The organism is Trichocoleus sp. AS-A1, from assembly GCF_039962015.1.
In the GTDB taxonomy this organism is placed as follows: domain Bacteria; phylum Cyanobacteriota; class Cyanobacteriia; order Cyanobacteriales; family FACHB-T130; genus FACHB-T130.
Genome location: NZ_JAMPKG010000039.1, coordinates 39,467 through 50,887 on the forward strand (window position 1 = coordinate 39,467; position 11,421 = coordinate 50,887).

An 11,421-nucleotide genomic window follows, 5' to 3' on the forward strand; every position below is an offset into this window, starting at 1 on the left:
GCTCATTTGCAGGGGACGGCAAACTGGGAAGCACTCTCTCAAGAAATAAGGATTCAGCCCATGTCTCATCCTTTTTATCTCAACCTTATCTCCTTTTTCGGCCTTTTTGGTTTATGCGCGATCGCGTGGCTCTTTTCCGAACACAAGCGAATTATCCCTTGGCGCGTCATTATCTGGGGCATCGGGTTGCAATTAGTCTTGGCTTTTTTGGTGTTCAAGTTTCCCCCCACGCGAATCGCACTGGAGCGGTTTACGACCTTACTAGACGCGGTGTTTGTCGCTGCTGACACTGGGGCGCGGTTTGTCTTTGGGAGAAATATTGTCCCCATCCCCGGTCAAGATCCACCAATCAATCTTGGCTATATTTTTGCTTTTCGCGCCTTACCAACAGTAATCTTTTTCTCCGGACTGATGGCGCTCCTCTACAACATCGGCGTCATTCAAGTCATCACCGAGCTATTTGCCAAATTATTTTATTGGACGATGCGCCTGAGCGGAGCGGAAGCGCTCAGCGGTGCCGCGAATATTTTTGTGGGCATTGAGGCGGCGATTGTCGTTAAGCCTTATCTGCCAAAAATGACCCGTTCGGAACTGTGCGCGATTCTAGCGTGTTGTTTTGGTACGGCTGCCTCTTCAACCCTAGCAATTTACGTCAGTTTCCTCAGACCTGTCTTTCCGAACATTCTGGGACACTTAGTATCGGCGTCGATTATGGCTATCCCCGCCTGTTTTGTGATCTCAAAAATTTTAGTGCCAGAAACCGGAACACCGCTGACGCTGGGCGGCATTCCTAGCGAGAAAACAGCCAAGGAATATGAGCAAAATGAGTTTGAGGAAGTCGAGAAGGAAGGGACGTACAAACAGGAAACAGTCGCTGGAGAACCCATTGAGCGAGTTAGCCCCTTAGATGCGGCGATTGTCGGCTCTTTAGATGGGGTGAAGATGGCAGTAGCGATCGCTGCCGTGCTGATCTTAATCTTGGGTTTAGTTTCTTTAGTGAATCAATTTTTTGGTTGGTTGGGCGGTTTACCCGGAGCAGTCGGTGACTTATTCAAAGTTGTCACTTTAGCAAATATTCAAGGAGTCTTGTTTTATCCCCTAACAATCTTAACCGGCGTCCCTTTTAGCGAATCTTGGACGGCTTCTGTGATTATTGGGCGACGACTCCTCGAAACTGCAATTCCTCCCTATCAAGCGTTAGCAGAAGCCGCCCAAGCCGGAACTGTAAGCGATCGCACGGTGTTAATTGTCAGTTATGCCCTCTCCGGATTTGCCCATCTAGCTTCGGTCGGAATTTTTGTGGGTGGCACCATTGCCCTCATTCCCTCGCGGCGCAAAGATATCTCCGAACTCGGTTGGAAAGCGCTATTTGCTGGCACGCTGGCGACAATGATGATTGCCTGTCTAGCTGGCATATTTGACACTGGAGATCCCAGTATTTTGGGTGTACAGGGCACTCCTGCTTCTATCACCGCTCCGGCTGCTAGCCCAACGGTGTCTCCTGCTCCCGGTACGACAGTTTCCCCTGTACCAACGTCAACACCCGTTAACCCAGCGATAACGCCTTTACCAGCTACGACGATTTCACCCGAACCAACGTCAACACCTGTCAGTCCAGCCCTAGCGCCCTCACCCGCAACTCGCCTGCAAGCGCCCGCCACAAAACCACCGGCGACACCCAGAGCGACAACAACACCCAAGGCGACGCCTAGAGCTACCACTCCGCCCACTCAGCAAGCTCCTAAACCCAAGCCTACGGCTTCAGCCGTTCCGTCTCCCTCCCCCTAAAACTGAGGATTGTGGATTTATTTCAACTTCCTGGGTAGGGGCATATCCCTACTTTTACCAGTTATTTCATCCACATTCCTTAGAATAGTTTTCAGTGAGTAGAGGGGAGCGATCGCGTCTTTACCATAGTTGCCCCAAGTCATCCAAGATGAATCCAGAGCCTGAAATTCGCCGCTTATTAGATGTCATGCCTGCATCTGGTCGAATGCTGACAAAAGTGGTTAGCAAACCGGAGCAACAGCAGGTGATTAATAGCCCATTTCCGCTGCCTTGGGCACAAGATCGACCGATTTATATCAATTTTGATTTATGGCGTCGCTTGTCTCAGCCGCAGCGAGATTTGCTGATTTTACGCACAGTTGCTTGGCTGACTGGGATCAAGTGGTTTAAACCCGACCTTTATCAAGGTGTGGTGGCGGCTGGAGCAATCGGAGCAATCGTGCAGCTTGTCCAAGGAGATGCTGTGGGTGTTGTCGTGGCTAGCGGATTGAGCGGACTGGCAGCGACTCAGATTTGGCGAAATACTCGCAGTTCTCAGTCTGAACTGGATGCGGATGAATCGGCAATTAAGGTAGCAATTCGGCGGGGCTACACGGAAGCTGAAGCTGCCCAGCAATTGTTATCCGCAATTGAAGCCGTCGGTAAAATCGAAGGTCGCTCTAGTTTAAATTTTACAGAGTTAATTCGCTCTCAAAATTTAAGAGCGATCGCGGGTTTGTCATCGCTGAGCGTTCCAGAAAGCGTCAAAAAAAGCAGTTAAGCTTTAGCGATCTCGACAGTAATAAAGCTTGGTTTCGTAGCCATCCACTGAAGGAAAATTGGCATTCGTAACACATTTATCTAACTCTATGGGTGCGTGGAAATTTACCAGCAAAACATCTAGAGGGCGCGGTAAAGTCGCCAAAGTTTTTTGCAGCGCCGCTGTTGAAGTTTGAGGATTTTGGTCTTGATGCGCTAGGAGAAATTGGATTTCCCTTGGCTGTACCGCTTGCTGTTTGAGTTCCCACGCGATTCCCATCATTTCCCCATTTTGTACATGGGTTTTGTGAGTTGTGGCAATTAGAATTGGCACTTGCACAGATGAAGATGGGGAATCTTGCAACTCTATAATCGGTGGCACTAAGAGATCGGGGCGATAGTATTTCTGATAACCCAAATTGCAGGCGACTGTTAGCCCGCTCAAAAGTCCCATGAGCCAAATGAGCGCCACAGCTTTTTGACCAGATATTTTAATAAAAGGGTTGATTTTACCTTTGGTTTTTGAGCCGGGATTGGTGCTGACTGGACTTGACTGTTTTAAAGCAGTTTCTTCAGCGTTCACAGCGTTCCAGCAGACGGCAAGACTGGCTCCTACGATAACAATTACAGCGGGAAAATAGACGAAGTTATACCTTGCCCCGCGAGTTAAATCAATTCCGAGGATGTAGGTAAAGACAAAAAATAGCGCGATCGCACTCCAAATAAAACCCTCAAAGAGTTGGGTTGTCAAATCCGCCTCTTGCCGCTGAAATTTCAAGCTTCGATAGAGGATGGGTAGCGCCCAAAGAAAGAAAACAATCATCACAGCCCCAGAAAGAATCACCACGACTAAATCGGGTGACTCTACCGGAAGTAGGACGATCATCGTAATCCAAGCCGCGATCGCTTGAAATATAGGGCTAAGCCAAGCAAAACCGACGCGATCGCCTTGAATCCATTCGGTTAGCTTGCCCCCATAACTGTTCTGCAAGAATACTGGCACCCACACTAATCCCCCCGCTAGTGTCCCAGCCGCAACTGCCAGCAATGGGATTGAGGACTTGATAGTGGGAAATTTAAAATTATTTTGAGTCCGTTTTTGTTGCCACAAAAGGACAATCAACGCCAGCGCTTGGGCACCCAAAGTTAAAACGAAAAAATAATGACTGGAAATTCCTAATGTATTAACCCCTACCCAGAGTAGTACCAGCCAAACGGGCAGCGGTGCCTGACGTTGCAGGTGTCGTGCGGCAACCACCAGACAGGAAAGGGAAGCGATCGCCCACAAAATTGCCAAAGTGTAATGACGGGCTTCCTGCGCTAGAAAGATGCCGTAGGGCGAAATCGCCATCATCGCCGCCGCCAGGTGCCCTACTAACCGAGAACGAAACGCAAACCAGCCGAATGCGTACATTGCAGGGATAGAAACAACACCGAAAAGGGCAGCAAGCGATCGCGCCCCCCACAGCGAAACCAATCCCCCATCCGGTGGAAATAGTTTCAACCATAGGTGAGTTAGCACAAAGTAGAGCGGGGGATGGTTACTTTCAGTGACTAAGTGATGAATGACATCGTTGATTCCTGCTGCTGGGTTTGGTTGCAGGGGTTGCAGGAGAGTATCGAGTGCGATCGCTCGATCTAGGGGAACGCCGCGAAAACTATTGCCCAGGCTGAAAACCAGCGTCGAAAATTCATCCGTCCAAGGCGACTTGCCAGCCAAATTCAGCAAGCGCAAGCCAGTCCCAACTCCTATCCACACTAAAAGCAGCAGCCAGTTATTAATCATTAGTCAATGGTGAATGATACTTAGTTAAGCGCAATCGCTAACTATCATCCCTAGCTTAAATGGCACTCGCGTTAAGCCGTGTAAGATCCCATTGAACAAACGTTGCTAATCTGTTGACGTAGTACACAATCAGGTTGCTGCATGAGCGGATAAACTCGATTGGCGACGCTTTCTCGCTCTCAGGGGACTGCGTCCCGGAGGCTCTGCTCGCAGTCTGAATGCACGACAGCTTAGTAATCTGAAGAGACACTCGAAAAGGACATCCTCTCCTATCCGCTTGGCAAATCATTGCCGTAGTAAAACATTACTCAAACATAGCACCGGCTATCAGTTGCACAGGAGCCGTAAAAACGTAGTAGATGATACCTGTCCCCAAGAGTAAGACAGCCAAACTGAAGAGCATTACCCAGCGATCGGACGGTTCATAGGTATCTTCGTCAATATCACGAGCCTTTGATGCGTGAACTACCCACCACCAACCGCAAGCGGTATGGTGGCGCTTCCAACTTCGTGGGGGATTTACGGCGAATAAGTTAATTTCACTTTATGAGGATTGCCTCATAAAAACAAATAAACTTTCTTGTCAGATGAATAATTAGAAGTGATTGAATGCTGCCTTCAGCTATTAAAGCTTGATATCAGAGAATTCCAATCGAGGTTTTTCACCAGTTGGATCGCATCTTGGGGCAAATTCCCGATCTCACCCCACAACTGTCCGGGGGTAATGCCAAAAACGTACTGCAATCCCGCCACCAGCACCAAAATCGTCAAAATCAACCCGAAACCAGCTTTTAAGATTCTAATCAGCAGCGTAACCAGCAAGAGGGACACGGCGATCGCTGCAACTACTAATACAATCTGCGAATCTACTGACCCAATTAAAGAATCCATAATCCAAAATGCTAATGAGTGAGTAACAATAACTTTCCATTCTTTTGTACGGTGAGTTGACTCAATGAGCTTGCAAGCCAATTTGTTAAATCATTGCGTCAACCCACTTGTACGCATCCCATTAATCGTCAATTTCTACGGCTGTGAACGTACTAGGAATGCGAGATTCAATAAATTCCTGCGATACGTTAGGAACTGCCAGCTTATTCTCTTGGGAAGACTTGAGTGGTGGAACGTTAAACTCAAGCGCAGAGGTATCAGGATTTCGGCGGGCGATTAAACGGGTACCATCCAGAATTGTATAAGTGGCAGGTGTTGACTCAATGCCTGCAACGTTAATACCACTCGGTAAATAAATTCCCTGGCAATCCCAGCCTTCAGGAGTTGTCTCACCGTCTGCTAGAAAGTAGAGATTGTTATCGCCAGTCTTCGATTCCTCAGAGGCGGGACCAAAGATGCCGATGGTGTTCCCGGTTTCGTTCCTGCATTGTCCCCAGGTGACACCCGACTCGATTGCGGCTTTTTGCAAGGTCAATTCGTCAATTCGCTGTTGCACTTCTGGAGGGATATCCTGGCTTTCCTGGAGTGCTGATAAACCGTTCAGCGTTTTTGTCACCTGAATATAGTCAGGATTTTTGGATACTTTGGGTCGATCTGCCAGAGAGGGTTGGGCGATCGCTAGGTTCACCACAAATATCACTAGGGCGAGCGCAATTTTGAAAAGATTCTTCATGTTTTTCTCTTGTGACAACCAGAAAGGCTTTCTCAATGTTCTTGTGTCTTTTGTCCAGACTGGCTATCCAGACTGGCGATCCAGTTTGGCAAGAATCTATTGCAGAAGCATAAATTCATCCTACGTAATCACAATTTATAAAAGCAAACACTCTTTTTTGTTGAATCGATAAACTCAATTGATTGAGGAACTGGCATTACTGAAATTACCAGCAATTTGCACCAACGCTGTTCTGGGTAACAACCAGGGTTGGAAAAGTCGAATTCATAACGCTTAGCCTAGGTCAATCACTTCAATTTATTAATTCAACAAGAAAGAGTATTTGCTCTTATACTTTAAGCGCCATACAGTGAAACTATAGCAAGTGCAGCACAAATACAAAAAACCCCTAAGCGCACTCATCAAAGCATTAAACGAATTTGAAGTTGCAAGAGGTAACAGCATGAACTCCACTCAATCCAGTCAACCCGGTATCAACGAATCGCAACAAGCCCCTGTCGTTCTGAAACAACCACAATTTTCAAAGATTCAACCACCTATGAAGAAGCCCTTAACGTTTGGGCAAAAGGTGGCAGACAAAATGGCAACTAAAGTAGGTTCTTGGGCGTTTCTGATTGGACAATCAACCGTTCTTGCTGGATGGGTAGGTTGCAACCTGATACCGGGACTGCCTCACTGGGATGAGTCTCCCTTCATGATGTTGAACCTGGTGTTCTCCTTTGCCTCTGCTTATACCGCTCCGGTCGTTTTGATGAGCCAGAACCGCCAATCAGAAGAAGATCGGGAAAGTGCGAATCACAACTACCAGATCACGTTACAAGCCGCTCAAAACCTCGAACTGATCCACGAAAAGCTGGATGCTGACTATGCCAAGAAACTAGACGAGCTAACTGTATTAATCAAGCAACAACACCAAGCAGCGAGCGAAGTCAAGGTTGTGTTCGTACCGGCTCAAGACTTGAATGAGTTGGAGCATCACTCCAACAAGATTGCAACGGTGGCTGTTCTCAATAGCCACTCCAGAAAACAGGCTTCCTAAACATTTTCAATAATTTAGCTCAAACTAACGGTCAACGACTAGCTAGAAATGCTAAAAATGATGCCTTTACGATTCTCGTGGCTTATTTATTAATCCTTTCGTCATCCGTAGGTTTTGAGCTTCGTTGTGAGACGTATTCTCTTCAAAACATCTCTCACAATCCCAACAGGATTGCTACAGCGTCGCGCCAAAAGTTCGGATAGACACAACAGAATTTGGAGCATGAACTGAACATGAACGGACTTTTCGCGGCAATTTCAACCGGCTTTACCGCCTTCACAGCAACTAACCTGGATGACATTTTGATTCTGATGCTGTTCTTTTCCCAGGTTAATGCCCTCTTTCGCAAACGCCACATCATTGCCGGACAGTATCTTGGCTTTGCCGCCCTCGTTCTCGCCAGCCTTCCCAGTTTCTTTGGCAGTTTGTTGTTGCCGCGTCCCTGTATTGGAATGTTAGGATTGGTTCCGATTGCGATCGGCATCAGCCGCTTAGTGAATTCTAATACAGAAGATGATGCTGACTCAGACGAAACGCCAGCTCAACCAGCCTGGTTTAGCAGTTTCATCTCACCCCAGGCGTATAGCGTAGCAGCGGTAACTTTTGCGAATGGCGGCGATAACATTGGAATCTATATGCCGCTGTTTGCAAGCTGCACCTGGGAAAATCTAGTCATCATTCTAGGAGTATTTTTCTCGCTGGTGGGTGTGTGGTGTCTTGCCTCTTACAAATTAACCCAAATTCCTGCGATCGCAGATAATCTGACTCGTTACGGCAACCATCTAGTCCCTTTTGTTCTGATTAGCTTAGGGGTGTTAATTCTATTTGATAGCGGCACTTTAGAAAATCCAGGATTGGCAGTACTGACGCTCGTAATTAGTGGTCTTTACCTGTTAAAACTAGGAACCACAATTAATCAAACGCTACAAGCCCAAGCACCAGTTTTGAAAGTTCTGAAGTAGACAAACGGTGTGCGGTTTTAAACTGATATTTCTTTCTTGCACACCTGGCTTAAGATAGTTTTCAACTTTTGAATCACATTTTTAGTTGGAATGTTCAGTTATCTCAAAGTAAGGAGAATTCCATGAAATTTATCAAAATTGCTCTCGTCGCGCTCGTGCTTCTGGTCAACCTCATGATTGCTCCTCCCTCATGGGCAGGTAAAGACTTCACGAAAGGAACGGATTACGCGGAAGTAACGCAAGCCATCAATCAATTACTACAAGCCAAGGATAATCCAGATCAAGCGGGTTACACGCCCGAAACCTATCAGCAAACGCTCAGCCAGTTGCAACAGCAGAAGTACGTGATGGAAACGGCTCGAAAGCGGGCGCAGTGCCATAACGAAACCCCTGGCACAGTGGCTGTCTATGCCAACAAGCCGAAGAAGTCTCCGACACAACTCTATTACCTGGCTGCGGGTGAGGAAACGGATGATGATTGGGATTGCGATGGATATTATCTACCTGCGGGAACTCAAGTGGTTCTCGGCCCCAATGCTCAAGCACAAGCATTAACCGAACCCATTGGAGCCAAGTTTGTGGACGGAACTCAATCAATTGTGAGAACAAATCGTGCAACGGGTGCAATTGAATTGAATCTGGCTCCTGCTCATGTGTTCAAAGCAGGTGAGACAAATTGGACGATTCCTAACTTGTCTCAGGCCGATGTCAACGCCCAAACTCCCAGTCCACAAATTATTGATTAGTTCTCATTGGAGTTTGAGTATCATCCGAACAGGAAGTAACCCTGCAACTCTCGATTATGGCTGTACACGTTTGATTGGACGCTAGAGGCTTTTTCTATAGTCAGGGAAAGTTTAGTAAGCAAGGGATAAAAAAAAGGCGATCGCGTTAAGGGCGATCGCCTTTTGATTATCGGTTAAGAGTTATGGGTCAAGAGCCATAGATGGACTCAGGACGAATTACTCAGGACTAATAGACCTCTTACGAAATTAGGATGATGCAGCGAATTTCAACTCATAATTATAGAGACCAGCTATTAGGTTGACTCGTAAGCCAAACCGCTTTCTTCTGTCCCGGTACCGACTTGATAAAATTCGGAAAACCTTGAGATGCAGAATCACATTTTTCACTCGAACTCTTAGCCGATATTGTTCTTTATTTTGGTGCTTTTGTTGCTTCGTTAATTGACTATTTTTCGACTTTTTATGGGGAATATAGCTATTGGTATGGTAAAGCCCAATACCCTGATATCCCTTGTCGCCTAAAACCTGTATTCTTTCGATTACCGTGACTCTACTGTTATTAAATATTCTGAAATCATGCTGACTTCCTTTGGCAAACTTCGTACAAATCACGGATTTATTGGTTTGATTAATTATAAATTGCGTTTTCAATGTATGGCACTTTTGTTTCCCGCTATAGTAGCTTTTCTGGTTTTTTGGGGTTGTTCAACTTCTGTTTCCGTTACATCCACAATAATTACTTCAATTTCTGAAGATGATTGTTGCAACTGGCGAAGAGCCAGGTAAATGAAATTCTTCCGCTTTGCTCAAAATATCTTCAATTCGCTTCACTGTCCGATAGGCTGTCGCTTCATGAATTATCCCATCAATAGCTATGTAAAAATACGTTCTGTACTCTCGCCAATCCTGTAAAGTCACCAGAATTTTGTCGGGTATTGATAACGTAGCACGGCTTCCACGGCTTCCATCCTTAGCGTTTCGCACCACTTCTACGATTTTCCAGAATGTATCGGGTTTGATACCTGTATAGCCGTTTGGAGTGAGAGCGAGAAAGCTCTATTGCTTTTTTGTACAACATTTAAAATGTTCATAATATTAGCTTCTCCTGCTTGATTTAAAACACTTTCCTTTTTTCCGCAAGAGCTCTATTGGTGAAATCAAGTCAAGCACATCTACTTCTCTCTTGTCTCTCCCTCTTTTTTCTATGCCTTTTCCTAAACGGCACTACCCCCTATTTTCATCCCCGATCGCTTTCAACCAAACTGAGATTGCTACACTATTAAACCAGTTTACTGAAATGGGCGCTCGCGCTATGCAAATGAACGAAGTTGATAAGCAACATTTTCTATAATTGCGGCTCTAAAATTACTATCGTCAGATTTTCCATATAACTGATCTAGCCTTAACTGAAAGTCGATTCGTGCCGAGTTAAACGCTTCTGGATTGTTTGCACTACTTGTCGCATTTTCAGCCGCAGATTTCATTGCGTTATTGAACGCTAGTAATTCTGGATTTTTAGCCATATTTTTGGATGTTAGTGGATTAAGTTTCTCATACCATCCAGATAATCGCCCAACCACTCCGCTGCCTCTCCAATCCATTGCAATCAAAACATCGAGAGCCCAGGCTTTTCCAGCTAACCCCTGCAAGAGTAACCGGCGTGCATTGAAAGTTCGGTTTTGTCCCTTTGTGCCTTTTAGCTTCTTATATATCGCCTTGCCTCCTCTGTATAAGTATTTCCCAATTTGCATGATGGCATCGCCAATATCTGCTGCGGCAATAAATCCACCTGCAAGCGGGCCAGTAAACAATGCTGCTATTTTGAGCGCACCCTTAGTAATCTTTTGAATACCAGCTACCAGAGTATCCCACCAACGTCGATTTACCTTTTGATCTACCTTTCCTGCTAATTCTTGCGCGCCTGCAACCTTTAATGCGTTATAAAGCCTTCCAATTTTCTTTAAGTCAAATAACTTCTTTAGTCCTGCAAGGATGCTGTACACTCCTGGAGCAAGACCCAGAGCAATTTCTGATAGGTTCTCCCCTATTCCACTCAAGGTATTCCATGCAGACGTTAGGAAACCACCTTCCATAGCTGCAAATGCTGAATTAAAACCGTTCTCTACAATATCCTTTATTCTTTCTAAAACATTCTTCAAAGTATTTCCAAAATGGAATGTATGCTCACGCACTTCGCTGCCTTCTGCGTTCTTATCTCCTTTCCATTGTTTGTCTTCTATGGCATCGAGCCATGTGTCGTACTGATATACTTTTTGTGTGTTTCCATTTTCCGACTTTAATGCGGATGCTACTTTCTTTGTTTCTTCCTTGCTCCAACCATATGTTTGACCGCGCTGTTGAACCTCGGCATTTATATCCTGATCGCGAACTGACTTTGCCCTACTCCCAATATAAACAGTTCGGTTTATCTGGTAACAGCCATCTTGACTATCATTCTGCTGAACAACGTGAGTAAGTTCATGGGCGATCAACTCTTGCCCACCCCGGCTTCCCGGTTCGTACGCTCCCTCCCGGAAGAAAATATCTTGCCCAGTCGTAAATGCCTTTGCCTGGATTGAGCGATTCATCTGGTTAGATTGAGCATCCGTATGAATCTTCACCCCACTGAAGTCAGCCCCAAACGCCTGCTCCATCGGTTCGCGAATACTCTGCGCCAGTGGCTGTCCGCTTCCTCGTGCCTGTTGGATGGTTGCTTCGAGATCCGGTGAGGCAGACAT

General features: G+C 46.1%; 9 protein-coding genes. 5 read left to right on the forward strand and 4 right to left on the reverse strand.

What is annotated here, in order from left to right; all coding sequences use genetic code 11:
• Positions 1-60 precede the first annotated feature (60 nt).
• Positions 61-1,788: a nucleoside transporter C-terminal domain-containing protein gene (locus NC994_RS23055; RefSeq protein ID WP_190431713.1), complete on the forward strand. Its 1,728-nt coding sequence runs from the start codon at positions 61-63 to the stop codon at positions 1,786-1,788.
• 148 nt (positions 1,789-1,936) lie between these two features.
• Positions 1,937-2,548 carry a DUF3318 domain-containing protein gene (locus tag NC994_RS23060; RefSeq protein WP_190410450.1) on the forward strand — a complete coding sequence of 204 codons (612 nt, stop codon included), beginning with the start codon at positions 1,937-1,939 and terminating at the stop codon, positions 2,546-2,548.
• Positions 2,549-2,551: 3 nt separating this feature from the next.
• Here the strand turns inward: NC994_RS23060 and NC994_RS23065 are convergent, their stop codons facing one another.
• The 3 genes from NC994_RS23065 to NC994_RS23075 form a co-directional block, all read right to left on the reverse strand.
• Positions 2,552-4,312 (reverse strand): phospholipid carrier-dependent glycosyltransferase, encoded by a 1,761-nt coding sequence (locus NC994_RS23065; protein WP_190431694.1) that lies wholly within the window; start codon positions 4,310-4,312, stop codon positions 2,552-2,554.
• A 618-nt stretch (positions 4,313-4,930) separates the two neighbouring features.
• Positions 4,931-5,203 (reverse strand): hypothetical protein, encoded by a 273-nt coding sequence (locus NC994_RS23070; RefSeq protein WP_190410448.1) that lies wholly within the window; start codon positions 5,201-5,203, stop codon positions 4,931-4,933.
• Positions 5,204-5,324: 121 nt separating this feature from the next.
• Positions 5,325-5,936 carry a hypothetical protein gene (locus NC994_RS23075; RefSeq protein WP_190431697.1) on the reverse strand — a complete coding sequence of 204 codons (612 nt, stop codon included), beginning with the start codon at positions 5,934-5,936 and terminating at the stop codon, positions 5,325-5,327.
• A 442-nt stretch (positions 5,937-6,378) separates the two neighbouring features.
• Between NC994_RS23075 and NC994_RS23080 the strand changes: the two genes are divergently transcribed.
• From NC994_RS23080 to NC994_RS23090, 3 genes are all read left to right on the forward strand, one after another.
• Positions 6,379-6,975 carry a DUF1003 domain-containing protein gene (locus NC994_RS23080; protein WP_190431700.1) on the forward strand — a complete coding sequence of 199 codons (597 nt, stop codon included), beginning with the start codon at positions 6,379-6,381 and terminating at the stop codon, positions 6,973-6,975.
• 233 nt (positions 6,976-7,208) lie between these two features.
• Positions 7,209-7,937, forward strand: a complete 729-nt coding sequence (locus NC994_RS23085; RefSeq protein ID WP_190431702.1) for a cadmium resistance transporter — start codon at positions 7,209-7,211, stop codon at positions 7,935-7,937.
• 122 nt (positions 7,938-8,059) lie between these two features.
• The gene (locus NC994_RS23090) at positions 8,060-8,683 is read left to right on the forward strand and encodes a hypothetical protein (RefSeq protein ID WP_190431703.1); all 624 of its coding nucleotides are present in this window, start codon (positions 8,060-8,062) and stop codon (positions 8,681-8,683) included.
• Between the two features lie 1,310 nt (positions 8,684-9,993).
• Here the strand turns inward: NC994_RS23090 and NC994_RS23095 are convergent.
• A partial coding sequence (locus NC994_RS23095) for a DUF4157 domain-containing protein (protein ID WP_190431707.1) occupies positions 9,994-11,421 on the reverse strand: 1,428 nt, incomplete at its 5' end.

What these genes read in the sequence shown, in the direction of transcription:
- NC994_RS23055 (WP_190431713.1), top strand. Translation starts at nt 61, where the DNA reads ATGTCTCATCCTTTTTATCTCAACCTTATCTCCTTTTTCGGCCTTTTT.
- NC994_RS23060 (WP_190410450.1), top strand. Translation starts at nt 1,937, where the DNA reads ATGAATCCAGAGCCTGAAATTCGCCGCTTATTAGATGTCATGCCTGCA.
- NC994_RS23065 (WP_190431694.1), bottom strand. Translation starts at nt 4,312, where the DNA reads ATGATTAATAACTGGCTGCTGCTTTTAGTGTGGATAGGAGTTGGGACT.
- NC994_RS23070 (WP_190410448.1), bottom strand. Translation starts at nt 5,203, where the DNA reads ATGGATTCTTTAATTGGGTCAGTAGATTCGCAGATTGTATTAGTAGTT.
- NC994_RS23075 (WP_190431697.1), bottom strand. Translation starts at nt 5,936, where the DNA reads ATGAAGAATCTTTTCAAAATTGCGCTCGCCCTAGTGATATTTGTGGTG.
- NC994_RS23080 (WP_190431700.1), top strand. Translation starts at nt 6,379, where the DNA reads ATGAACTCCACTCAATCCAGTCAACCCGGTATCAACGAATCGCAACAA.
- NC994_RS23085 (WP_190431702.1), top strand. Translation starts at nt 7,209, where the DNA reads ATGAACGGACTTTTCGCGGCAATTTCAACCGGCTTTACCGCCTTCACA.
- NC994_RS23090 (WP_190431703.1), top strand. Translation starts at nt 8,060, where the DNA reads ATGAAATTTATCAAAATTGCTCTCGTCGCGCTCGTGCTTCTGGTCAAC.